We start from the raw sequence: 24133 nt of genomic DNA, 5'->3' as shown, positions 1-24133 counted from the left end.
ACGGTGCGTTTATCGCTGATTAAGCTCTTTTGTCATTTCTTGGTAAATAAATTGGCGCTCATAGTTTAGGTCTTCGTCTTGTAAGGAAGAAAACTGGCTGAGTGTAATAGTGAGTAAGGCGGCGGCTATAAGTACAATTAAGCCACTAGACAGCAGTTTTGCTCGAGCTGTTGCATGGGGAGCTAGTACAAAAGCGCCACTGATAACCGCACCGAGTATTGCGCCACCAATATGAGCTGCGTTGTCAATACCTGACTGCAAACCATTGATAAGAGTTAACGCAATCATCCCAATAATATTATATAGCGGGCGTTTTAATTGGTTGCGTTCTTCAAGAGAAAGGTTGGGGTGATTAATTCTTTTTAATAAATCAATGACAGAAGCCGCAGCTAACCCCATAATGGCACCAGATGCACCAATGCCAACAGTAATATACACTGTGTTATCAGGTAAATATAAACTGTTCCATGCATTCATTGATGCTCGGCTTGCTGCTTCCTTAATGGCTTCGCTATATTGCCAATAAGCACTAAAAAATGCGGCACCAATACCTGAAAATAGGTATATCGCGAGCATCCTAAATTTTCCATAGGTGCGTTCGCATTCAATCCCAATAACAAACAAGGCCAATGTATTTAAAGCAAGGTGCATACCACCTGAGTGCAATACCATACTGACTGGATAACGCCACCAATCCCCAGTTAATGAAAGTTGGTAAACATTGGCACCAAATAACAATAAGTTATTTTCTTGGGAATCGAGTGGGGCGGCATAATTGAGCTGGTAAAAATAAACAACAATATTCAGCACTGCAATAAAAAGCGTTAGGGCTATTGCCCATAGGGAAAACTTAGGTTTCTGTGGAATAGCAGTATTGAGGTCGCCAGTCATGTAAATGTCCTATTAATCAGTCATGGCCGTTATCTTAAATAAGTGATTTGTTTAGCGCAATTTATCATTATCTGAGAATGCAGATATCATTTTGTAGGGGTCATAAAAAACAAAAAAAGAGCTCTAAAGAGCAGCAAGTCTGATAGGTTTTGAAAATAAATTAGGAAAATCAATTTATTGATTTTCGGCTGATAACACAAAGCGGGAAAAACCACGCTTTTATCCCGCTTTGTCAACAACCTCAGGAGCTCTAAGAGCTCCTTTCAACGTCATTATGACAAATTAAAACGAAGTTCGTTTATAGGTACGGTACTCAGGCTTCCAGAAATTGCGTTCAATAGCTTCATCAAGCGCGCTATCCGAAGTGACCGTTGCCACACCTTGAACTTGTGCTTCTTTTGCCACTTGTTTAGCAATAATGCGTGAAACATCTTGGATATCAGACAGTAAAGGCAATAGCGCACCTTCGCCATTTTTGGCTAGTGGCGAACAGCTGGCGAGAGCACGGCTGGCAGCCATTAACATGCCATCAGTGACACGTTTAGCACCAGAGGCAATCACACCAAGACCAATACCCGGGAAGATATAGGAGTTGTTACATTGTGCAATTGGGAACACTTGGTCTTTGTAAGACACTGGGTTAAATGGACTTCCTGTTGCGACTAAGGCCTTGCCATCAGTCCAATTGATAATGTCTTCAGGGCGAGCTTCAACACGTGATGTTGGGTTAGATAACGGCATCACAATAGGGCGTTCACAGTGCTTATGCATCTCTTTAATGATTTCTTCTGTGAATAACCCAGCTTGGCCAGACACACCAATCAATATGGTTGGTTTGGCATTGCGTACGACATCTAACAGTGAAATTGAGTCACTGTTAACATCCCAGTCGGTTAAATTTCCACTGCTTTGGGTTAATTTGGCTTGGAAATCGAGTAAATTAGGCAGTTTATCGGTTAATAAACCAAAACGATCAACCATATAAATGCGCGAACGCGCTTCTTCGTCGCTTAACCCTTCAGATTTCATTTGAGCGATAATTTGTTCTGCGATACCGCAACCCGCTGAGCCTGCACCTAAGAAAGTCACGCGTTGGTCACTTAGCTTACTGCCTGCGGCATGGCTGGCGGCAATTAAACTACCTAATGCAACTGACGCGGTGCCTTGAATATCATCATTGAAACAGCATAGTTCATCACGGTAACGGGTTAATAAAGGCATCGCATTTTTCTGTGCGAAATCTTCAAATTGCAATAATACGTTTGGCCAGCGGCGTTTAACTGCCTGAACAAATTCATCAAGGAACTCGTTGTATTCATCACCAGTAATACGTGGGTGACGCCATCCCATATACAGAGGGTCATTCAGACGCTGTGGGTTGTTGGTTCCTACGTCAATAACAATAGGTAAGGTATAAGCAGGGCTGATACCCCCGCACGCGGTATAGAGAGAGAGTTTCCCAATTGGGATGCCCATACCACCGATACCTTGGTCACCAAGACCTAAAATACGTTCGCCATCAGTAACAACAATCACTTTCACATTTTGTTTAGTGGCGTTTTGTAGCATGTCGTCGATGTATTCACGATTCGGATAAGAAATAAATAAACCACGTGCACGACGATAAATGTCAGAGAAATGCTCACAAGCTTCACCCACGGTTGGGGTATAGATAATAGGCATTACTTCAGTGAGGTGAGCATCTATAAGGCGATAAAATAAGGTTTCGTTGGTGTCTTGAATATTTCGCAGATAAATGTGTTTATCAATATCTGATTTAAAATCAATTAATTGGCGATAGGCGCGTTCAACTTGTTCTTCGATGGTTTCAACTTGTTCAGGAAGTAAACCATGCAAGTTAAAATTTGCACGCTCTTCTTCGGTGAAGGCGCTTCCTTTATTCAGCAAAGGGAATTCAAGCAAAATTGGGCCAGCGTAGGGTATATAGAGAGGGCGTTTTGTTTCGTACTCATGTTCCATGAAATATCACTCTTCGGACGATTAATCAACAAAGTCAGGGTAGATCCTAAGCTAAACAGCAAATATGTACAGTAAATAATGATAAAAAAGCGTTAAAAAATTTACTGAAAAATATTGTGCATATGATAAGGAGTTTATGCGCGAAAGGGAATGAAAGCCGATAACGGCATACGCATTACGGTAGGTAGATCACGCTTAGGCAAATAATGAATGTCTCATCGTTATTTTTACGTTTTCAAACGTTAGTTTAGCTTTTCTGCGGGTTCAATTTTTTCATGTTTTTTCTTATTTTTAGTCAGTTACAGAGAGAAAAAACGGATTCACTGAAAGTTAAATTATATTTTTAAATATCATATATTGCTGCAAGTTTTAAATTTATATAAGTTGAATTTTATTTTATATTTCATTTTTCACTAAGGAGTTTTATGAATTTAATTAATGGGGTGTTAAGAAATAAGCGTATTTATATATTACTTATTATGGCATTTCTAGGAGGAATGAATCATTCAAGAGCAGACTATAACCCAATCGAAACACTAAGGAATATTGACAGCTATTTCTATGAAAACAAATATGGCTCATCAATTTTTGGTCGAGTTATAACAGATTATTTTTATTTGGTGATGAAAGAAAAAAACAAAACAATTAATAACACATTGATAGACAAAATAAATTATGACCATGCATTAGAAATGCTTCAAGTATTGAAGCGAAAAGCGAAGAAACAGAGTACAGGTGAAAAAGTCTCTCATGATATGACTTATAAAGAAGCAGATGAAATACACTATCTGGTCATGTTACGTAATAAAATACCCGAAGAAGCTTGGGTTTTAGGTGTGGTATTTTCTGTATTAGATGAAAAAGAAAAAGAATTTTATTGGCAAAAAATTATGGCAGCTTCCGGAGACCGTGGCCATGAATTATCGGTAATATACAGCTTGATGAAAGTGATGTTAGAAAAGGAAAAGAAGGCCACTAAAAAACAGAAAATAATTATTAATAAATGGTATGAACGTATGAGTAAAACATTAGCTTCTGCTAAATCATAGTTTTCATTTAAATAAGTTTGAAAACTAAATGTTATATAAGTATTAAGGTGTCAATTATTATGAAATTATATTTTTGTTTAATTCTACCGTTATTATTATTTTCCTGCATTGTAAATGGCGAGAACCGCCCCGGTTTTGTCTGTGGGCAGTTTAATAAGAATATTATAGAAGTTCCTGGCGAGTATGTTTTTCCATTTGCTGAATATGAAGGGTATAGCTATTTTGACCCAAGGTTTATTGAAAATAAAAAAGGGTGTGAGGCTAATTTTAGAGTGCTGCCAATGCGAATGTCTTGGTCTGATTTGAAACCATCTAATGAGGTAAGTAATGATGTTAAAATTATAGAAGTTTATGCTGAACCATTAAAAGGAAACCCTGAAAAATATTTGAGTTATAGAAAACACGTGTATTTAGATATGGGGTACCTCAAAAGAAAGGGGGAGTTATATTATGATGAAGAGTTGGATCTTTATTTTACTGAAGTGACTGTAACAATACGAAGAAGTATTGGTCATAAAGATGATATGTATTTTAATAAAAAAGGATATTATTGGAAGGAAATTAATAATGAAGTAATTTTTTTAATTGAGTGTGAATGGTTACCAATTGATGAGAAGTATCATAAGTGTTTTCAATATTTTTTGATTCCAGAAATAGGAACTAAGGTTAAATTTTATTTTGATGCTAAAGAATTATCTAATAGCAATATAATGAGGGAAAAAATACGCATTTTTTTACTCGACCATGTTAAAAATTAGGAGATAATATGAGAACTCAAGAAATTAGAAAGGGTGATTTAAAGTTAACTCGTAGTGATGTTTCTAATGCAATTAAAATTTTATACGTAACCAAAGAACCAAAGTTGATGTATGAATATTTGGAAAGTAAAGGAGACCGATATGCTAAATTAGCTAATAGTGTGGTTAAAGGTGATTCTCTTTCAGGTGCTTTTGCGCTTAATTATTTAGATGAAGCTATTTTAGAGCATATTGGAGTGCAAGATGAGTTTATAATTGAGCGTATTCGCTATGATATGGCAATAGCTTATGTTCAAACCCTAAAAAATAGATTTGAAGATGGAAAGGATGTAATCTATGGTGATATAAATCACATAGAGGCTAAATTATTTCATAGTAGTGTATTTTCTTATTATAATCTTCCTTCTGATGCATGGACTTTAGAACCTGTATTTTTTGTGTTACCTAGAGAACAAAGAGAGAGTTATTGGCAGAGAGCTTTAAATTCTGTAGGTGATATAGAAAGTGAAATATTATTAAGTATAAATACTAAAGATATAATGTTTAGAGCATTATATGAAGCTCCAGCGCATATGCAGCCTAAAATACATAGTTGGACTAAACGAGTTCTGGATATTGATAATGTAGTAGATGGCGTGGTGGTTACAGCCAAGAAATCTTATCAAAATATTATATCTCATATAGAAGAAGATAATATGGATAGAATAAATACAATTATTTATAATACAGGAAACCCTTTAATTGATAGAGGAACAGAGCGTTTTTCATTTTGGGATTATCCTTCACAACATTTAGAATCATTTCAAGTACAAACAGATTGGCGTGGCCAAACGGAATTTACACATAAAAATCTATTGTCTGAATATTATTTAGAAAGACCTGACTATATATTACCAGAAACAGGCTTATTTGATTCACCATCAGTTAATTATCAACCAGATGTTGCTCATTATGATCGTATGATTGATGATTTAAGGGGAAATATGCCATCAATAAACAACAAGTCAACACCTCCAATTAAGTATCCACACAATATGGTAGATAAATCGATATTGGAAAGCACTTATCCAAAATCCGAACCGAATAGACAATTAGCACCTCGTACAACAAACCTACTTGATAGGTTTAAGGATAATGAAACACCAACAAATTATTATCTAGAACGCCCGAGTGTTGTTCTTCCGGGAACGCCAGGATTTAAAGACTTCCCTACAGATACCATAAGAAATAACCATCATTTTGAAAATATGATTGGCCAGTTAAGAGACAATATGTCATCAATGAACAATTCAATGGACTCATTTGAAGATAAATACTCAATACCCTCAATGCCAAGTATACCTGAATTTAGTTATAGTGGTTATTCTTCTGGAGGATCTTTTAGTTTTAATTAATATTTAAAAAGTCTACTTATAATAAAATAAATTATTTTAGTTATTAGTAAACGAATGGTGATTACTGATGTTTCTTTTTATGTGGGCAATGTGTTTTTTACATAATTTATTTTTAAGATTATTGGTTTCTAACTTTATGAATCACAAGGATGTATATGAATTATAAATTAATAGTTGTGCTTTCAGTTTTTCTTCTCGGTGCTTGCCAAAATCCTCAAGGAAATAATGTAAAATATAATAAAAAAAATACAACTAATTTTTGTGAAAAAAAAGGTGTTAAAACGCCACGTCTTTTCTTTATGCTACAGATGTTATACTTTTCTGAATCTAAGGATTTAATATTTGATAGAAAAAAATTAGTTATTTTCAAGGGGGGAAAAGATAATAACCCAATGTTAGAATTTTTAAAGTATCCAAAAGAAGCATTTATTAAAAAATTAAGCCATGAACAGGCAATGGATTTTTATCGTGAGAATTTAAATGAAATGGGAATGTCTTATCATGCTTGGATTTTAGCAGATGTTTTAGATATTATTAATGAGAGAAACCGAGAGGCACTATGGCAACAGTTCGTTTTTGTGATGAATAACAACGATCCTGCGAAGGAAGCTAAATTATTCATGATGCTTTGGTATGCAATGGTAAGAGAAGCTTCCAAACCACCATCAGACAAGCAAATTAAAAGCAAAAGATGGCTGGAGAAAATGAGGCGGATTACTTTAGTTAAAAATATAGAAAAAGAATTAGACTTTATGTTTGAAGAAATGATTAATAATTCAATGAATTTTAATAAGAATAAAAGGAGTTCTAATGATGGTTTCTAAATTTATTATTTCTAAATTAATTTTTATAATTTTATCATGTTTAATTCTCATAAATAAAGGTTACTCTTTTAATGAAAAATATAACCCTCAAAAGGTAAATGATTCAAGTGATAAATATTTCAGTATTTTTATTTATCTAGAAAAAGAGTTTTTAAATAATCATATGAAGGCACGGGGTGAGTCATTCACCAGTGAAAAACGGAGTCGGTATCAAAAAGAAGTCAAATTAGCATATGGACGAATTATGAAAAATCGCAAAGAAAGTGATAACATCCCAATTGGTGATATTACACATCAAGAATTTATTAAAATAAAAAAAGAAGCGATGTTAAATTCAGGGATTCCTTATGAAGGTTGGTTGTTTAAAGATGTATTTGAAGTATTATCTATAGATAAAAAGAATAAAATTATAGGGAAACTATTAAATAGCTTTTCTAATAAATCACTTAATGGTGAATCAGCGTTATTTGCTAGCATTTGGCTAGACATGAAAGAAGAAGCCGCGCAATCTGTATCGATAAAACAGCAACAAAGCCAAGCTTGGCTAGAAAAAATGCGAAAGATCCCTTTAGTTATTACATTAGAAGACACGATAAATGAAACAGAAAAATTGTTTAATGAATTTACTTACTAGGGCATATATTAATCAAAACTAGTGAGTCCTATTATGGATGGCCACTTTGCAGGTAAATAGTTTTGTGAACAAGATTAAAGTTCTAATAACAACTATACGGTTATTGCTATTTATTCAAGCTCCCAGCAATAACCGTTATATTTAAATAAATATAAAATTAATCCAAATAAGCTAATTCAATATTTTGGCAACCTAGTGCCTGTAATGTATTTTCGGTAACATACCAATGTTTGATAATTGCATCTTGTTTTTCAACAAACTTAGCTTGGTCGATGGCGTGAATATCTTTACCTGCAAGGTTAATCATAATTAAAGCGGCTTGCAGTGGTGGTAAACTTGGGTTGAATGCGGCATTTTCTGCGTAGCGGCCTGTAAATAATGAACCATCTTTTAACTGTAACGCAATACCTGAATGAGATTGGCTATAAGGCGCATGGGATTGGTTTGCTGCCTCGATTGCTGCACTTAATAACCGGTCACGGCTTTGGTTTTTATAGCCATGGTCAACCGGGTCGAGTAGTAAAGTAGTAATGTTTAAGTCAGACGGCCCAAATGAGTCGGGTAAATAGTGGTGTAGTACTGCGGGTGTGCGGCCCGGTAAATTCACCATAATTTTACCGCCTTCACGCAATTCATTCATAAATTGGCGGCAGTGCCCACAAGGTGTGTAATTCACGGTAATTGAGGTAATCTGCGTTTCACCTTTCATCCAAGAGTGTGTCACTGCACACTGTTCTGCATGGATCACTTGCCCCATTGAAACATGGCTAAATTCCATATTGGCGCCGAAATATAAATTACCACTTGCGCCGCAAGCGATTGCACCAACGTGAAAATGGGAGATTGGAGTAATTGCATAAGCCGCAGCGAAAGGCAACAACGCAAAGGCTAATTCAGCGTCGCTTACACCTGCTTCAGCTTTAATCTGTTTGACTTGTTCCGCTGTTAACATACCTCGGAAATCAGAATTATCAATGATTGGTCTAAGTACCGACTGTAACTTTTCTGGAAGTTCGGCCCAAGCGGCCTTAAATCGTGAATGCATGTGTTACCTCCCTAATTAATTATTTTTATTCTATTCAATAATGCGCTCAACAATATGTGACTTAAGTCACCATTTTAAATGAAACATATGAAACAAATTCTTTAATTGAGAGATATATCTCATGTTTTCTCCGTGTGTTAGTGAGTAAGAGGCTAATAAATTCCTCTTACTCATTTGCTTGGATATTGGCTTAGTGAATTAAGCTTAGCTAAAAAGATGTAAAATAACAGGAAAGATAAACGGGGCTATAAGTGAGGTGATAACCCCACAGGTCATCAATGCAAGGGAACTGTAAGCACCTTCAATGTAATTCACTTCGGCACAGCGGGCAGTGCCTAGGGCGTGGGAAGCGGTTCCCATCGCGAGTCCCCTTGATGCGTGGGTTCGTACACGCAGCACATCAAATAAGCTATGGCCAAACATGGCGCCTAAGATCCCAACAAATAACACGCAGGCGGCACTAATCGCAGGGATCCCACCAACCGAATCAGCAACAGCCATCGCGATAGGGGTAGTAACCGATTTAGGCAAAATAGAACCCGCGATATCAGGGGTTGCCCCCAACCATAACGCGATGGCGGCACCGCTAAACATGGCCACTAAACTACCTGCAAAACAAATACTTAATAAAGATTTCCACTGGGCTCGAATTTGGTGCATTTGTTCGTAAAGTGGAAAAGCGAGCGCGACGACTGCAGGCTGTAGTAAATCATTGAGTATTTTGCTACCTGCAAAATAGTGCTCATAAGAGGTATTCGTGATCACTAGTAGTGCAATCAATACCGCAATAGTAATTAATAGTGGGTTTAAAATCGGTAACTTAAATGTGGTCGACAGCTTACGAGCCAAATAAAACACCACAATGGTCAACGGCAATGACCACCAAATATGTTCTAACATTATTCATTCCCCTTAGTTTTATCATTATTAATGACCGAAGAAATTGGGTCTTCGGGGGGTAAAGGAACGTCATCAGGTTGAGCCCCAACGACAGGGCGTTCCTTATGAATATAGTTGGAACTGATGGCGACAACGACCATAACGATTAAGGTACTAACCACGCAGGAAACGATGATAGGAACCATTTGTTGGCTGAGTAATTCATAGTAATTCATTATGCCAACACCAATAGGAACAAACAGGATGGTCATATTTTTCAACAAAATGCTGCAACCGGGTTGTGCCCACTTCGCGGGAATAATTTGTAACGCAAGCAGTATGAATAAAATTAACATGCCGACAATGCTGCCAGGGATGGAGAATGGAAGTAGTGTTGAGATAAGGTTTCCAATAATCAGGCAAAGGTAGAGTATTGCGAAAGCTCGCAAATATTGCCATCCCGTTATCAGTACCTGTTTAAATGACATGAGACTGGTCCTGTAATGTAATATCTATTCATCATACAATTAACTTTATTATTGTGCTACCGATCACAATAAAAAGCCAATAAAAAAGTGGGAAGTATTTAGCTTCCCACTTTTAATGAATAACAGACTAGAGCAAGTATGGGTTATTTAACTTGCATACCGGGTTGTGCACCACTGTCTGGGCTGAGTAAGAAGATATCTTTACCGCCAGGGCCAGCAGCCATTACCATACCTTCCGAAATACCAAAACGCATTTTACGAGGTGCGAGGTTGGCAACCATCACGGTTAAACGTCCTTCTAAAGCTTTAGGGTCTGGGTAAGCGGAGCGAATACCAGAAAATACTTGGCGAGTTTCACCGCCAATATCTAATTGTAATTTCAGTAGCTTGTCTGAGCCTTCAACAAAATCAGCTTGCTTGATTAATGCAATTCGCAGGTCAATTTTCGCAAAGTCATCAAAGGTGATGGTATCTTGAATTGGGTCATCGGCTAGCGGCCCCGTAAGTTGCTGAACGGGTTTGATACTCTCTTTTGAGGCTTCGACCATTGCATCCACTTTTGCCATTTCAATGCGGTTAAACAATGCCTTAAATGGTGCGACGTTGTGGTTCAATAATGGGGTGTTAATCGTATCCCATGATAATTCACTGTTTAAGAAAGCTTCAGCGCGCTCAGTAAGGCCTGGTAAAACAGGTTTTAGGTAAGTCATTAGAACGCGGAACAAGTTGATGCCCATCGAGCAAATATCTTGCAGCTCTTGATCTTTACCTTCTTGTTTTGCCACAACCCAAGGGGCTTTTTCATCAACATAGCGGTTTGCGATATCGGCTAATGCCATGATTTCACGGATCGCTTTGTTATATTCACGGTTGTTATAATCCTCACCGATAACTTTAGCGGCATCAACAAATTGTTGGTATAACTCTGGCTCAGCAAGGTTTGCTGATAATTGACCGCCAAAGCGTTTAGCAATAAAGCCCGCATTACGTGATGCCAAGTTAACCACTTTATTGACGATATCGCTGTTGACACGCTGGACGAAATCTTCCAAATTAAAATCGATGTCATCAATACGCGAAGACAGTTTTGCTGCATAGTAATAGCGCAAGCAGTCGGCATCTAGGTGATCTAAGTAAGAGCGGGCAGTAATAAATGTACCGCGCGACTTCGACATTTTTGCCCCATTAACCGTGACATAACCATGAACAAACAGGTTTGTTGGTTTACGATACTGGCTACCTTCTAACATGGCAGGCCAGAACAGGCTGTGGAAATAGACGATATCTTTACCAATGAAATGGTAAAGATCGGTTTTTGAATCTTTATTCCAAAACTCGTCAAAGTCGAGGTCACCGCGTTTATTACACAGGTTTTTAAAGGAGCCCATGTAACCGATAGGCGCATCTAACCAAACATAGAAATATTTACCCGGCGCATCAGGAATTTCAAAACCGAAATAAGGTGCATCACGGGTAATATCCCATTGTTGTAGGCCTGATTCGAACCATTCTTGCATTTTGTTGGCGACTTGTTCTTGTAATGCGCCTGAGCGAGTCCACGCTTGAAGCATGTCGCTAAATGCAGGAAGATCAAAGAAAAAGTGTTCTGAATCACGCATGACAGGTGTAGCGCCAGAAATCACTGAACGTGGGTTAATCAGCTCTGTTGGGCTATAGGTTGCGCTACAGACTTCACAGTTATCACCATATTGGTCTTCGGCTTTACATTTTGGACAAGTGCCTTTAACGAAGCGATCTGGTAAGAACATGCCTTTTTCTGGGTCGAAAAGCTGTGAGATAGTGCGGTTTTTAATAAAACCGTTATTTTTCAGTTTCCCGTAAATTAGCTCTGATAAGACTTTGTTTTCTTCACTGTGTGTGGAGTGATAGTTGTCATAACTAATGGCGAAACCAGCAAAATCGTTCTGATGCTCTTGGTTCACTGCCGCAATCATCTCTTCTGGCGTTACGCCAAGTTGTTGAGCTTTAAGCATGATTGGAGTTCCGTGCGCGTCATCGGCACAGATAAAGTGAACCTCTTTGCCGCGCATTCGCTGATAACGGACCCAAATATCAGCCTGAATATGTTCCAGGATATGACCAAGATGGATTGAACCGTTAGCATAGGGTAACGCACAGGTTACCAGTAATTTATTCGCGACTTGAGACATAGTAACTTTCTTACTTCCATTATTTGAAAAGGGTCTTTGATGTTAACCGATCAAAACCATCGCTGCTAGGGGTATAAAATATTAATTGGCAATTTGTTCGAAAAAGAAATTTTTACCTCTTTGTGGTTTTTACTATGCGGGGTAATCACTATTTTTTGTGTTCTCTGTTATGATTAATCTCAGTCAAAGTATATCAGTTTAATTTTATGTAGCTTATTATTCAGGATGTACCTAGTTCAAAAATATAAATAAAGGAGCCGGGATGAACGATAAATCCCCCGAGCAGAACAAACCAGAACTGCTGACTGAACAAGTCTCCAAAGTTTTGGCTTCATTTACACACCCAACACTGCAACGTAATTTGATTTCTATCAAAGCGTTACATCATTGCGCAATGTTGGACAACGTGCTGCATGTCGAATTAGTTATGCCATTCGTTTGGAAAGGGCCGTTTCAAACTTTAATTAGCGAAAAGACCGCTGAATTGAAGCAACAAACAGGCGCTCATGCTGTTGAATGGAAACTGCGTCATGACATCACGACATTAAAACGTGCAAATGATTTGCCGGGTATTAATGGTGTTCGTAATATCTTAGCCGTCAGTTCGGGTAAAGGTGGCGTTGGTAAATCAAGCACTTCTGTGAACTTAGCGCTCGCTCTGGCACAAGAAGGGGCGAAAGTGGGGATCCTTGATGCGGACATTTACGGCCCATCAATTCCAAATATGTTAGGCACAACATTAGAGCGCCCAACCTCTCCAGATGGTCAGCATATGGCCCCGATTATGGCGTATGGCTTGGCAACAAACTCAATCGGTTACTTAGTGACGGATGACAACGCCATGGTTTGGCGTGGCCCAATGGCAAGCAAAGCATTAATGCAGATGCTGCAAGACACGCTATGGCCGGATTTGGATTACTTAGTTATCGATATGCCACCGGGAACGGGAGATATCCAATTAACACTTTCTCAAAATATCCCTGTCACTGGGGCAGTGGTAGTGACAACACCACAAGATATCGCCTTGGTTGATGCCATGAAAGGTATTGTGATGTTTAAGAAAGTCAATGTCCCAGTACTGGGTGTGGTTGAAAACATGAGCGCACATATTTGCAGCAATTGTGGGCATGTAGAGCCGATTTTTGGTACCGGTGGTGCTGAGAAATTAGCAGAAAAATACCATACTAAATTATTGGGACAGGTTCCTCTGCATATTTCTTTACGTGAAGACCTTGACCGTGGCCAGCCTACTGTTATGCGTGATCCAGAAGGCGAATTTGCCGATATCTACCGCGAAATTGCTTCAGGAATTTCTGCTTTGATGTATTGGGAAGGGGATAAAATCCCAACAGAAATTTCTTTCCGTGCAGTTTAATCGGTTATAGAGCAAAAAGGCTATTTAGTTTATGACTAAATAGCCTTATTTATTGTCGACACTTTCCTCTACTAAACGCATTTGTTTTAGCCTTCTATTTTTCTGAATTGTTCGCGGAATATTTCTTTATTGAGTCATGTTCGCGTAGAATAGCCGCATCTGTTATTTAATCAGTTTTCTTTCTACGGGTAATCCGAAAAGGTGACTATGAAATTTTTAATTTTTATTGTTGTCGTGGTGCTGATCGTTATTTATTTTTATAACCGTATCGTTGCGTTGCGAGAAGCTGTTATTTCGAGTGAAACAGAAATTTCAGTTCAATTAGACCGTCGTGGAAAAGTATTTGATAGCTTATTGGCAACAGTTAAAAAATATTTAAGTCATGAAACCGAGGTGTTCAGTAAAATTACTGAACTACGGACACAAGCACAAAATGCGACAGGGGATAAAGCCCGCGAAGCCGAAGATGCATTATCAAAAATGGTGACCAGTGGGGCGATTAATGTCGCAGTTGAAGCTTATCCTGAGCTAAAATCCGATGCAATTATGGCAAATTTACAAGAAGAAATCGTTTCTTCAGAAAATAAATTGTCATTTGCTAAACGTGGTTATAACCGCTCATTAGAAACTTATAATGCGTATATTGCGTCTATGCCTGCGGCACTAATTGTTGGCATTATTCCTAGCTTAAAAATTTCCAAGGAATATTGGCGTCTTGATGAAGAAACCATCAAGACTGAGGAATCACGTCGTATTAATTTTGATTAAAAACCGCTTAACCTTTGAAGTTATCAATCATCGGAATGCCTTATGGTGTTCCGATATTATATGAGTGGTAGATAACAGGTCACATTATGGATTTTAGAAACGTCATTCGTAAAAATAATATTCGCACACGCTTAGTGGTGATGAGCTATATTTTTTTAATGCTAATTATTGGCTTATTGGCGGATATTGCAACACACCCAAATGAGCAATTGGACTTAGTCGATAATGCGATGATGTTTGTGACACTTCATGAATTACCTATCGCCACTTTTATTGTTTTAGGCTTAACCTTTCTTGGGTTGATTTATATTCATTTTAGAGGCCATAAAATGATGTTAGCTGGGATGAATGCCAGAGAAATAACCCAAGAAAATGCGAGTAGCCCCCAAGAAAAACAACTTTTTAATATTATTGAAGAATTAAGTTTAAGTGCTAGTTTAGGTTATATTCCCCGTTTATATATTTTAGAAACGGATGAGCCGAATGCTTTTGCGGCAGGGTGGAATAACCGTAATGCGCTTGTGGGGGTAACCAGAGGTTTGTTGCAAACGCTTAATCGGCAAGAAGTTCAAGCCGTTCTCGCTCATGAAGTTGGGCACATTATTCATGGTGATTCAAAATTAACCCTGTATGTGGGGATTTTGGCAAACGTGATTTTAACGGTAACGAATTTATTTAGTCAGATTTTTATCCGAACAGCAGGGCGCAGCCGCAATAATGCCGCTAATAAAGCGCAAATGATCCTATTAGTTCTAAATTTTGTTTTGCCGTGGATAACCCAAATACTCTATTTTTATTTATCTCGCACTCGTGAATATATGGCTGACGCCGCGGCAGTGGATTTGACTGCAGATAACCAAGCCATGATTAGTGCGTTGAAAAAAATCTCCGGTAATCATGAAACCCATGAATATCATAACAGTACCACAGGGCAAGCTTACCGTAAGGCCGCTTATATTTTTAATAAGGGCGATTCTGTGTTTTCAACTCACCCCTCGATTGAAAATCGCATTGCGGTATTAGAAGGAAAAAAACAGTTTTAGTGTATAAATGACATTTTGTACGCTCCGATTTACGGCATTTCCTATCTAATGGGTGTTTTTTTAGCGAACTTTGTTGAGGTATGCTGGAACAACACGCCATTACCCCCTATAATTCCGCCAACATAACATTTTTCTGTTGTGTATCTCATTTCTAAATATTTAACCAGGTTATCATTTTATGACTGACATAGCGCATCACTGTACCATTGTAGGTATATCGGGAGCCTCTGCATCTGGCAAAAGCTTAATTGCAAGCACGTTATACCGTGAGTTAAGAGAACAGGTCGGTGATCATAATATCGGTGTTATTCCAGAAGATTGTTATTACAAAGACCAAGCCGATGTCCCAATGGAAGAACGCCTTAAAGTAAATTATGACCATCCTAACTCGATGGACCACAGCTTGCTTTATGAACATCTCAAATCACTGAAAAGTGGCCAAGCAGTAGAAATTCCGCAATACGACTATGTCGCTCATACACGTAAACAAAAAACCATCACGTTCAAACCTAAAAAAGTCATTATCATTGAAGGTATTTTGTTATTAACAGATAAACGCTTACGTGGTGAAATGGATTTTTCTATTTTTGTTGATACACCACTTGATATTTGCTTGATGCGCCGTATTAAACGTGATGTAAATGAAAGGGGCAGAACGCTTGATTCCGTTATTGACCAATATAATAAAACGGTTCGCCCAATGTTTTTGCAATTTATTGAGCCATCAAAGCAATATGCCGATATCATTGTTCCTCGCGGTGGGAAAAACCGTGTAGCGATTGATATCTTGAAAGCGAAAATTGGCGAATTCTGTCAAGATTAAACCGCGCAGAAATTAAAATAATGAAGGGGGAAACAACCATGCGTCTTTGTGACCGCGATATTATTCAATGGATGGATGATGGTAAATTAGTTATTAGCCCACGCCCACCAGTTGAACGAATCAATGGTGCAACTGCAGATGTTCGTTTGGGAAATCAATTCCGCGTTTTTCGAGGACACACTGCTGCATTTATTGACCTTAGTGGCCCTAAAGATGAGGTTAATGCCGCATTAGATCGCGTCATGAGCGATGAAATTGTTCTTGATGAGGATGAGCCATTTTTCCTGCACCCAGGAGAATTAGCACTTGCAGTGACGCTTGAGTCTGTTACGCTCCCTGATAACCTTGTAGGTTGGTTAGACGGGCGCTCTTCATTAGCGAGACTAGGTTTGATGGTACACGTAACCGCACATCGAATTGATCCCGGTTGGCATGGGCAAATCGTGTTAGAATTTTATAATTCAGGTAAATTACCGTTAGCATTACGTCCCGGCATGGTGATTGGTGCATTAAGCTTTGAGCCGTTATCTGGCAGTGCCGATCGCCCTTATAATAGCCGACAAGATGCTAAATATAAAAACCAACAAGGTGCTGTTGGTAGCCGTATCAGTGAAGACTGATAACCGGTGAACTTTGCGGAAATTGTTGTGTTTAATGGAGATTAAACCGGTAATTTCCGCCCATTTTCAGGGATAGGTGTGAGTTCATTTTTGTGGCGAGCGCAAGCGGAATTTAAGAGAGGGAAGGATGAAACGTTTTTTGACGACACTGATTATTTTACTTGTGGTAATTGTTGCTGGGTTAACAACACTCGTAATGTTAGTGAACCCGAATGATTTCCGTCATTATATTGTTGAACAAGTAGAGAAAAAAAGTGGTTATCAACTTGAATTCAACGGTGATATGCGTTGGCATGTGTGGCCAACCTTAAGCATTATTACTGGGCCTGTTTCTCTTACTGCGCCGAATGCGGCTAAACCCATACTAAGTGCAGATAATATGCGCTTAGATGTTGAATTATGGCCTCTCATTTCCCATAAACTCTCTGTTGAGCAAATTGTTATTGATGGTGCTGTTATCCGCAAGACACCCGATAGCGAAATCCAAAATCACCGTAACGCCCCTGTAGCGCCTGGTGGTGTGCCAACATCAACCTCTGCACAAGAGAAAAGTGACTGGTTATTAGATATAGAAAAAATTAATATTTCTAATAGCTTAGTTATTTGGCAAACTGCTAAAGATGAATTTAATCTGCGCAATATTGATTTATCACTGAAGAAAAGTGATAAAAAACAGGTCGCAGTTAAATTCAGTGGAAATCTAAATAAAAACCAACAAGAGTTTGTATTTAATCTACGCGCAGATATCGATTTATCAGATATTAATCAAAGGATTAGTGGCAAATTAACTCAGTTTGACTATAAATTGAGTGGTGTTGATTTACCTGAAAGTGGAATTGAAGGGCAAATAACAAGTGATTTCCTATATACCAAAGGGAAAGTGGAAAGTGCGAGTTTAAGCAATTTGTTAATAACAGCTAACGAAAGTGGCCTATCAGGTAATGGCAGTATCCAATTAACGAATACCCCAGAAATTAGGGTTAATTTAGTCGCCGAGAAATTAGATTTAGATAATCTATTAGGAACAGCGCCTGCCAGTACCAGTGTAGAATCAGAGACGAATAATAACCGTGTTGGTGTTAAGCCTGTTATTTCTGGTGCAAATCCTCAACAGTATGATTTATCAGGCTTGCAGGCATTTTCCGCCGATATCAATTTAGCCATTAAGCAGTTAATCTATCGTGGAATGACGGTTAGTGATGTAGTTTTTGAGGCACAAAACCAAACACCTCGTTTAACTGTTTCAAAATTACAAGGTAAGGCATTTGGTGGTGATTTTTCAATACCGGTGACATTTAATTACAGTTCAACTCCCGCTTATGTTTCAGCAAAACCAGATTTAAAAAATATCGATTTAACTCCATTATTAAAAGCCTTCAATATGCCACAAAAATTAAGTGGAATAATTTCGTTAAATGCGGCGTTATCGGGTGTGGGTTATGATGACAATGCAGTGAAAAACCAGTGGCAAGGGCCTGTTAATTTTGAGTTAAGAAATGCCAAATTACAGGGATTGAATATTCCGTTATTAATTCAGCAATCGGTTTCCAGAGTAACCAGTAAAATTAATGCGCCCGTGAATACGGGGAACGTCACTGAGGTTGATTCTTTCACTGTGGCAGGTAAATTAAATAAAGGTACGTTGAACATTTCCTCTATGAATGCGATGTCATCCTTAGTTAACATCAGTGGGCAAGGCCGTATGAATATCCCTAATGAAACCATTGATGTCAATTTAGGGGTTAATATTGCTAATGGCTGGGGTGGGGATTCACGTTTAGTTCAACAATTACAAGCGATGACCATTCCACTGCGAATTTATGGTAATTGGCATAATTTGAAATACCAATTAGATGTGGAAAAATTACTGCGTAATGAATTACGTACACAAGCTAAAGAAGCGCTTGGTAATTTCTTGAAGAAAGAAGAAAATAAAGGGCTCAACGATTTATTGAATGCCCTTTAAGACAACAAAACGCCCTTAAATGGGCGTTTGAGGTTGTTGACAAAGCGGGATAAAAGCGTAGTTTTTCCCGCTTTGTGTTATCAGCCGAAAATCAATAGTAGCCATTTCCTGCTTTATAGTCTTTTTGTCTTTGCAGTTTATCTGCAGAAGTTCTTGACGTTTTATCCCTCGAATAGTCTCCAGATAAATAGTCATTTTTAGCATTACCTTGATGAAATATTGCTGTTGTATTATTTATTTTACCTTCTAATTTATTGAGTGTTTTTTCTTTATTACTATTGTGTTGATAAGTTGAACGTTCTAAATCTTTCTTATAGCTTTGAATGTTATCTTTTAATTTTGAGAGCTGATTATTCAATGTAGTCATTGTATTTTTAGATAAGATGACCTTACATCCTCGTCCATCTGAGGTGCCGATACTTTTTATTTTTTTTGCGATTGTTGATAAATTCTTAGATATTTCATTTCTCAATTTTTTAATATCTTGATTATGTACGGTTTTTTCTGAAGTAATTATTGGCGTCTTTTTAGAGACTACTGGGCATTGTTCCGCATTATTTTGAATTCGACTTGTTGTAACTGCAATTTTTCCTGATGATTTATCAGCACTTTTATTAATATTTGATGTTTTTAATGTATTTACATTGAGAGGCTGGGTATTTACTCGCATAGCATGACCTTTATTAGAGTTTGGGTGTATTTAATGCTATGAATTATTCAGTGTTTCAATGTCTATTTCTTTTAAAAAACGATGGCGGTTTTTTATTTACAGTTATTAAATCGCCATTTTTCACTAAGAAAAAGACAAAAAAATACCGACACAGAGGCCGGTATCCTTGTATTAGCGCTAAAGGTTAGTCATCTTCAAACTCATAACCATCCCCTTCAGGGGCTGGTGGGGTGATTAACACTTTATTGACTCGGTGGCTGTTAACCTCAAGAGGTTGGAAGATACAACCGTTAATGGTCACTTGTTCACCCACTTCAGGAACACGTTGTAAGTGCTCCATTAAAAGACCCGCAATCGTTTCATATTCACGTTTATCGTCTAGTTCCATCGGGATAAACATGATCAGGTCTTCAAGTGGCATAAAGCCGTTGGCAATCCAAGTACCATCATCCAGTTTTTGAATGTCGTGGCGAGAGTCATTTTCTTCATCACCAACCGGCAAGTTACCTGCGATGGTTTCCATTACGTCGGTCAATGTCACGATACCTTCGATAGAACCAAACTCATCCACAACGAAGGCAAAGTGAGTATGCGCCTTACGGAACTGCTCTAACGCTTTTAACAGAGATAACCCTTCTGGGAATATCAATGGTTGGGTAATCAATGCACGTAAGTTTAATGGCTGGCCTTTTAATTGCTGTTTAACCAAATCCATTACATGTACCACGCCAACGGGTTCATCACTGATAGTTTCATCAATGACCACTAAACGTGAGTGTGGGTTTTTCTCCATTAATTGCAGTAAATCTGAAGAAGATTTATTAATGTCGAGGTAATCCACATCATGGCGTGAAGTCATAATGCTTTCTACGTTACGCTGCGCCATACCAAGCACTCGAGCAATCATTAAACGCTCTTGTGGGTCAAAAACGGATTGATTATCAGCGATAAGATCAGAGGTGTGTGGGTCTAATTCTCCACGCTCGTTATTACCGCTAAGAATACGTAATACCGCCTCTGCTGTACGTTCACGTAGTGGACGTGAGCCTTTAAGGAATTTACGTCGATTAAATTGGGCAAATTGGTTTAGGACTTCAATCATGATAGAGAAGCCGATTGCAGCGTATAAGTAACCTTTCGGTATGGCATAACCAAACCCTTCGGCAACTAAGCTGAAACCAATCATCAGTAAGAAGCTCAAACACAGTATGACAATGGTTGGGTGCTGGTTAACAAAGCTCGTTAACGGTTTACTTGCCCAAATCATTAATACCATTGCAATGGTTACTGCTGCAATCATTACACCGATATGGTCAACCATACCGACAGCGGTGATCACGGAGTCTAGTGAGAATACAGCATCAAGAACAATAATTTGTGCAACAACAGCCCAGAAATTAGATGTCTTTCTTTGGGTATTGGTGTGTTCGTCTTTCCCCTCCAACCGCTCGTTTAGCTCCATTGTGGCTTTAAACAAGAGGAATAAACCACCCACCAACATAATTAGGTCTCGAGCACTAAAGGCGTGATCAAAGAGAGTTAATATCGGTTTCGTGAGGGTAATGAGCCATGACAGGCTAAATAGAAGCACAACACGCATAATCAGGGCTAATAAAAGTCCAGTTACACGGGCTCTATCACGCAGCTTTGGCGGGAGCTTATCGGCCAGAATGGCGATGAAGACGAGGTTATCAATACCAAGAACGATTTCTAGAACGATAAGGGTAGCGAGGCCCGCCCAAATCGAAGGATCTGCGATCCATTCCATACAGTTTGTTTTACCTTCTGATATGACGGCTTATACCGACGAGTGAATAATGCGGTTTGTTGAACGAAATATCAATAAAAAATAACGTTAGTTGGACAATTCTTGACAAAAATGGCCTTGTATACGTCATCGATTGCATCAATAACTACCATGCAACACAATCCTAGGTTAATATGTGATCCCGTTAACAGAATGTCAGCACGGTCGAGGCTGACTTGGTCCTAATCAGACAGGAGTTGTTCATGTCAAAGCAGCAGATTGGTGTTGTCGGAATGGCAGTCATGGGGCGTAACCTTGCGCTCAACATTGAAAGCCGTGGTTACTCAGTGTCTATCTTTAATCGTTCTAAAGATAAAACAGATGAAGTGATTGCCGAAAATCCAGGGAAAAAATTAGTTCCCAACTATACAATTGAAGAGTTTGTTGACTCTCTGGAAAAACCTCGCCGCATCTTGTTGATGGTAAAAGCGGGTGAAGCAACGGACAAAACAATTGCCTCGCTGACTCCTCATCTGGACAAAGGGGATATCTTAATTGACGGTGGTAATACCTTATTTACTGACACTATCCGTCGTAATCGTGAATTATCTGAGCAAGGTTTTAATTTCATCGGTACTGGTGTTTCAGGTGGTGAAGAAGGCGCATTAAAAGGTCCTTCAATTATGCCTGGTGGTCAGAAAGAAGCTTATGAGTTAGTTGCACCAATCTTAAAAGAAATTGCAGCACAAGCAGAAGGTGAACCTTGTGTGACCTATATTGGTGCAGATGGTGCGGGCCACTATGTTAAAATGGTTCACAACGGTATTGAATACGGTGATATGCAATTAATCGCAGAAGCCTATTCATTATTAAAAGGTTCATTGAACCTGAGCAACGAAGAATTAGCTGGTATCTTTGCTGAGTGGAACAAAGGTGAACTGAGTAGCTATTTAATTGAAATCACAGCAGATATCTTCAAGAAAAAAGATGAAGATGGTAAATATCTGGTTGACGTGATTCTTGATGAAGCGGCTAATAAAGGTACTGGTAAATGGACTAGCCAGAGTGCGCTGGATTTAGGTATCCCTCTGACGTTAATTACTGAATCTGTATTTGCACGTTATATTTCTTTCTTAAAAGATCAGCGTGTTGCAGCTTCTAAAGTATTAACAGGTCCAGTACTGAAAGCGGTTGAAGGCGATAAAAAAGAGTTTATTGAAAAAGTTCGCCGCGCACTGTATTTAGGTAAAATTGTGTCTTATGCACAAGGCTTCCAACAGCTGAAAGCGGCATCAGAAGAATATAATTGGGATTTAAACTACGGTGAAATCGCAAAAATATTCCGTGCAGGCTGTATCATTCGTGCGCAGTTCCTACAAAAAATCACTGATGCGTATAACCAAGATGCAAAAATTGCCAACTTGTTGTTAGCGCCATACTTTAAACAAATTGCTGACGAATACCAGCAAGCACTGCGTGATGTGGTGTGCTATGGTGTACAAAATGGTATCCCAACACCAACATTCTCAGCTGCTATTTCTTATTATGATAGCTACCGTTCAGCGGTATTGCCTGCAAACTTAATCCAAGCGCAGCGCGACTACTTCGGTGCTCACACTTATAAGCGTACTGATAAAGACGGCGTTTTCCATACTGAATGGATGGAATAATCCGTCATCATTGATTGTTGATGACATGAAAGGCGCTAAGTTTAGCGCCTTTTTTGACTTTTAAGCACCGTAAAATGTTGAATTTATAATTATGAGTATTTTCTAAATTACATTTTATCGAGTCTAGGCATGGTTTATGCGTAATTTTCTTATCTTATTACTTTTATTAGTCTTACTTGGTCCATTAGGGATTGATTTATATTTACCAACAATACCTGATATTGCGAAGGAGTTAGGTAGCAGTGAGTCGGTGATCCAGTCAACGATAGCATTGTTCATTCTTGTTCTGGGGTTAGGGCAATTGATTTCGGGCCCATTAGTCGATAGATATGGGCGAAAACCTGTCGCGATTGCGGGTATGCTGTTGTACATCATTGGTGCAGGTGTTGCTATTGTAGCAACAGCACCTACGGTATTTATTGCATCACGTTTATTGCAAGGTGTTGCGGTTTGTTGTACTTCGGTAGTGGCATTTAGTTGTGTACGTGACCGAATGAATGGTACGGAAGCCGCTCGCGCTTTTGGTTTCTTAAATGGGACATTAAATATTGTTCCAGCATTAGCTCCACTACTCGGAGGTTTGCTGGCAGAGGCATGGGGCTGGCGGGCACCGTTCTGGTTTCTTGTTTTGTATGCGTTGGTTATATTAGTGCTAACTGTTGCTTTTTTACCGGAAACACGGCCAGCTAATTTACCTAAAGCAAAGATTATTCCGCTGAAAACCTATTGGCGAATTTTAGGAAATTATCAATTTATTATTTTTGCCTTAGTGAACGCAGGCACGATGGGTATGGCATTAACTTATGTGTCACTTGCACCAACTGTACTGATGGGGGATGCGCAGTTATCTCCGCTAGCGTTTTCTATTGTATTTGGTATTAATGGTTTTTGGATCATGTTTGCCAGTTATATCGCTAATTACTTTATTCATAAAATAGGGCGACCAACCTGTTTATTAGTGGGTAGTTTAATGATGGCACTTGGTTGCTTAGGATTATTGCTAGGTTTTGTCGTATTGCCGGTAGAAATACAAAGCCATTGGTTAGTCTATATGTTACCTGTCGCCTGTGCTTGTACAGGGCTGGCCTTTATGATGGGAACGGCAACTAGTTATGCTTTAGAACCTTTTGGTCAGGAAGCAGGAACCGCTTCTGCGTTAGTTGGTTTTGTACAAATGGCCGGAGGGGCAGCTCTTGGGCTTTGTGCAATCGGTTTGCCCATTGCCCCAAGATTATCCTTAGCAATAGTGATGTTAGTCGGTTGTCTGTTTGGGCTAATAGCAAGAAAAACGAGTTTATCATTTGCTAGCCATTCACTGACTAAGGCGGGTTAAAAACT

General features: G+C 38.6%; 21 protein-coding genes. 13 read left to right on the top strand and 8 right to left on the bottom strand.

Features of this window, described 5'->3' with window-relative positions; all coding sequences use genetic code 11:
• Window positions 1-9: 9 nt before the first annotated feature.
• Window positions 10-891: a rhomboid family intramembrane serine protease gene (locus P3L37_RS13695; RefSeq protein WP_110731802.1), complete on the bottom strand. Its 882-nt coding sequence runs from the start codon at window positions 889-891 to the stop codon at window positions 10-12.
• Window positions 892-1173: 282 nt separating this feature from the next.
• Window positions 1174-2871, bottom strand: coding sequence for an NAD-dependent malic enzyme (locus P3L37_RS13690; RefSeq protein ID WP_109910989.1), 1698 nt, complete (start codon window positions 2869-2871; stop codon window positions 1174-1176).
• Between the two features lie 425 nt (window positions 2872-3296).
• On the opposite strand from P3L37_RS13690, the gene P3L37_RS13685 reads away from it, so the two are divergent.
• From P3L37_RS13685 to P3L37_RS13665, 5 genes are all read left to right on the top strand, one after another.
• A complete protein-coding gene (locus P3L37_RS13685) occupies window positions 3297-3920 on the top strand; it encodes a hypothetical protein (RefSeq protein ID WP_004909242.1) in 624 nt (207 codons plus the stop codon).
• 59 nt (window positions 3921-3979) lie between these two features.
• Window positions 3980-4678: a hypothetical protein gene (locus P3L37_RS13680; protein WP_109910990.1), complete on the top strand. Its 699-nt coding sequence runs from the start codon at window positions 3980-3982 to the stop codon at window positions 4676-4678.
• A gap of 8 nt (window positions 4679-4686) precedes the next feature.
• The gene (locus P3L37_RS13675) at window positions 4687-6072 is read left to right on the top strand and encodes a serine protease (protein WP_109910991.1); all 1386 of its coding nucleotides are present in this window, start codon (window positions 4687-4689) and stop codon (window positions 6070-6072) included.
• A 155-nt stretch (window positions 6073-6227) separates the two neighbouring features.
• On the top strand, window positions 6228-6896 hold the full coding sequence (locus tag P3L37_RS13670) for a hypothetical protein (protein ID WP_109910992.1): 669 nt from the start codon (window positions 6228-6230) through the stop codon (window positions 6894-6896).
• Window positions 6883-7530 (top strand): hypothetical protein, encoded by a 648-nt coding sequence (locus P3L37_RS13665; protein ID WP_109910993.1) that lies wholly within the window; start codon window positions 6883-6885, stop codon window positions 7528-7530. The genes P3L37_RS13670 and P3L37_RS13665 overlap by 14 nt, the downstream gene beginning before the upstream one ends.
• Before the next feature lie 157 nt (window positions 7531-7687).
• Here P3L37_RS13665 and cdd read toward each other — a convergent pair whose 3' ends face one another.
• The 4 genes from cdd to metG all read right to left on the bottom strand — a co-directional run bounded on the left by cdd (window position 7688) and on the right by metG (window position 12113).
• Window positions 7688-8575 carry a cytidine deaminase gene (gene cdd / locus P3L37_RS13660; RefSeq protein WP_109910994.1) on the bottom strand — a complete coding sequence of 296 codons (888 nt, stop codon included), beginning with the start codon at window positions 8573-8575 and terminating at the stop codon, window positions 7688-7690.
• 204 nt (window positions 8576-8779) lie between these two features.
• Entirely contained in the window at window positions 8780-9475 is a 696-nt protein-coding gene (locus tag P3L37_RS13655; RefSeq protein WP_004256514.1) for a CidB/LrgB family autolysis modulator, read from the bottom strand.
• Window positions 9475-9942, bottom strand: a complete 468-nt coding sequence (locus P3L37_RS13650; RefSeq protein WP_004256512.1) for a CidA/LrgA family protein — start codon at window positions 9940-9942, stop codon at window positions 9475-9477. Before P3L37_RS13650 ends, P3L37_RS13655 begins: the two co-directional genes overlap by 1 nt.
• A gap of 143 nt (window positions 9943-10085) precedes the next feature.
• A complete protein-coding gene (gene metG / locus P3L37_RS13645; RefSeq protein WP_109910995.1) occupies window positions 10086-12113 on the bottom strand; it encodes a methionine--tRNA ligase in 2028 nt (675 codons plus the stop codon).
• A gap of 262 nt (window positions 12114-12375) precedes the next feature.
• On the opposite strand from metG, the gene apbC reads away from it, so the two are divergent.
• The 6 genes from apbC (at window position 12376) to asmA (ending at window position 18708) form a co-directional block, all read left to right on the top strand.
• Window positions 12376-13488 carry an iron-sulfur cluster carrier protein ApbC gene (gene apbC / locus P3L37_RS13640; RefSeq protein WP_004256506.1) on the top strand — a complete coding sequence of 371 codons (1113 nt, stop codon included), beginning with the start codon at window positions 12376-12378 and terminating at the stop codon, window positions 13486-13488.
• Window positions 13489-13695: 207 nt separating this feature from the next.
• A complete protein-coding gene (locus tag P3L37_RS13635; RefSeq protein ID WP_004909264.1) occupies window positions 13696-14256 on the top strand; it encodes a LemA family protein in 561 nt (186 codons plus the stop codon).
• 86 nt (window positions 14257-14342) lie between these two features.
• On the top strand, window positions 14343-15299 hold the full coding sequence (gene htpX / locus P3L37_RS13630) for a zinc metalloprotease HtpX (RefSeq protein WP_109910996.1): 957 nt from the start codon (window positions 14343-14345) through the stop codon (window positions 15297-15299).
• A 178-nt stretch (window positions 15300-15477) separates the two neighbouring features.
• On the top strand, window positions 15478-16122 hold the full coding sequence (gene udk, locus P3L37_RS13625; RefSeq protein ID WP_004256495.1) for a uridine kinase: 645 nt from the start codon (window positions 15478-15480) through the stop codon (window positions 16120-16122).
• Window positions 16123-16160: 38 nt separating this feature from the next.
• Window positions 16161-16742 (top strand): dCTP deaminase, encoded by a 582-nt coding sequence (dcd, locus tag P3L37_RS13620; RefSeq protein WP_004909269.1) that lies wholly within the window; start codon window positions 16161-16163, stop codon window positions 16740-16742.
• A 127-nt stretch (window positions 16743-16869) separates the two neighbouring features.
• Window positions 16870-18708, top strand: a complete 1839-nt coding sequence (gene asmA, locus P3L37_RS13615) for an outer membrane assembly protein AsmA (protein WP_272667331.1) — start codon at window positions 16870-16872, stop codon at window positions 18706-18708.
• 91 nt (window positions 18709-18799) lie between these two features.
• On the opposite strand, the gene P3L37_RS13610 is transcribed toward asmA, so the two are convergent.
• Both P3L37_RS13610 and P3L37_RS13605 read right to left on the bottom strand, forming a co-directional pair.
• Window positions 18800-19378, bottom strand: a complete 579-nt coding sequence (locus tag P3L37_RS13610) for a hypothetical protein (protein WP_110731806.1) — start codon at window positions 19376-19378, stop codon at window positions 18800-18802.
• A 184-nt stretch (window positions 19379-19562) separates the two neighbouring features.
• A complete protein-coding gene (locus P3L37_RS13605; protein WP_109910999.1) occupies window positions 19563-21146 on the bottom strand; it encodes a TerC family protein in 1584 nt (527 codons plus the stop codon).
• 242 nt (window positions 21147-21388) lie between these two features.
• On the opposite strand from P3L37_RS13605, the gene gndA reads away from it, so the two are divergent.
• A complete protein-coding gene (gene gndA / locus P3L37_RS13600; protein ID WP_004909277.1) occupies window positions 21389-22795 on the top strand; it encodes an NADP-dependent phosphogluconate dehydrogenase in 1407 nt (468 codons plus the stop codon).
• A 136-nt stretch (window positions 22796-22931) separates the two neighbouring features.
• The gene (locus P3L37_RS13595) at window positions 22932-24128 is read left to right on the top strand and encodes a multidrug effflux MFS transporter (protein WP_110731807.1); all 1197 of its coding nucleotides are present in this window, start codon (window positions 22932-22934) and stop codon (window positions 24126-24128) included.
• The last annotated feature ends 5 nt before the right edge of the window (window positions 24129-24133 follow it).

The sequence above is a fragment of the Providencia sp. PROV114 genome, from assembly GCF_032704305.1.
In the GTDB taxonomy this organism is placed as follows: Bacteria; Pseudomonadota; Gammaproteobacteria; order Enterobacterales; family Enterobacteriaceae; genus Providencia; species Providencia rettgeri.
Note: the sequence above shows the minus strand (reverse complement) of the source record. Positions and strands in the feature narration are given on the sequence as shown.

What these genes read in the sequence shown, in the direction of transcription:
- P3L37_RS13695 (WP_110731802.1), bottom strand. Translation starts at nt 891, where the DNA reads ATGACTGGCGACCTCAATACTGCTATTCCACAGAAACCTAAGTTTTCC.
- P3L37_RS13690 (WP_109910989.1), bottom strand. Translation starts at nt 2,871, where the DNA reads ATGGAACATGAGTACGAAACAAAACGCCCTCTCTATATACCCTACGCT.
- P3L37_RS13685 (WP_004909242.1), top strand. Translation starts at nt 3,297, where the DNA reads ATGAATTTAATTAATGGGGTGTTAAGAAATAAGCGTATTTATATATTA.
- P3L37_RS13680 (WP_109910990.1), top strand. Translation starts at nt 3,980, where the DNA reads ATGAAATTATATTTTTGTTTAATTCTACCGTTATTATTATTTTCCTGC.
- P3L37_RS13675 (WP_109910991.1), top strand. Translation starts at nt 4,687, where the DNA reads ATGAGAACTCAAGAAATTAGAAAGGGTGATTTAAAGTTAACTCGTAGT.
- P3L37_RS13670 (WP_109910992.1), top strand. Translation starts at nt 6,228, where the DNA reads ATGAATTATAAATTAATAGTTGTGCTTTCAGTTTTTCTTCTCGGTGCT.
- P3L37_RS13665 (WP_109910993.1), top strand. Translation starts at nt 6,883, where the DNA reads ATGATGGTTTCTAAATTTATTATTTCTAAATTAATTTTTATAATTTTA.
- cdd (WP_109910994.1), bottom strand. Translation starts at nt 8,575, where the DNA reads ATGCATTCACGATTTAAGGCCGCTTGGGCCGAACTTCCAGAAAAGTTA.
- P3L37_RS13655 (WP_004256514.1), bottom strand. Translation starts at nt 9,475, where the DNA reads ATGTTAGAACATATTTGGTGGTCATTGCCGTTGACCATTGTGGTGTTT.
- P3L37_RS13650 (WP_004256512.1), bottom strand. Translation starts at nt 9,942, where the DNA reads ATGTCATTTAAACAGGTACTGATAACGGGATGGCAATATTTGCGAGCT.
- metG (WP_109910995.1), bottom strand. Translation starts at nt 12,113, where the DNA reads ATGTCTCAAGTCGCGAATAAATTACTGGTAACCTGTGCGTTACCCTAT.
- apbC (WP_004256506.1), top strand. Translation starts at nt 12,376, where the DNA reads ATGAACGATAAATCCCCCGAGCAGAACAAACCAGAACTGCTGACTGAA.
- P3L37_RS13635 (WP_004909264.1), top strand. Translation starts at nt 13,696, where the DNA reads ATGAAATTTTTAATTTTTATTGTTGTCGTGGTGCTGATCGTTATTTAT.
- htpX (WP_109910996.1), top strand. Translation starts at nt 14,343, where the DNA reads ATGGATTTTAGAAACGTCATTCGTAAAAATAATATTCGCACACGCTTA.
- udk (WP_004256495.1), top strand. Translation starts at nt 15,478, where the DNA reads ATGACTGACATAGCGCATCACTGTACCATTGTAGGTATATCGGGAGCC.
- dcd (WP_004909269.1), top strand. Translation starts at nt 16,161, where the DNA reads ATGCGTCTTTGTGACCGCGATATTATTCAATGGATGGATGATGGTAAA.
- asmA (WP_272667331.1), top strand. Translation starts at nt 16,870, where the DNA reads ATGAAACGTTTTTTGACGACACTGATTATTTTACTTGTGGTAATTGTT.
- P3L37_RS13610 (WP_110731806.1), bottom strand. Translation starts at nt 19,378, where the DNA reads ATGCGAGTAAATACCCAGCCTCTCAATGTAAATACATTAAAAACATCA.
- P3L37_RS13605 (WP_109910999.1), bottom strand. Translation starts at nt 21,146, where the DNA reads ATGGAATGGATCGCAGATCCTTCGATTTGGGCGGGCCTCGCTACCCTT.
- gndA (WP_004909277.1), top strand. Translation starts at nt 21,389, where the DNA reads ATGTCAAAGCAGCAGATTGGTGTTGTCGGAATGGCAGTCATGGGGCGT.
- P3L37_RS13595 (WP_110731807.1), top strand. Translation starts at nt 22,932, where the DNA reads ATGCGTAATTTTCTTATCTTATTACTTTTATTAGTCTTACTTGGTCCA.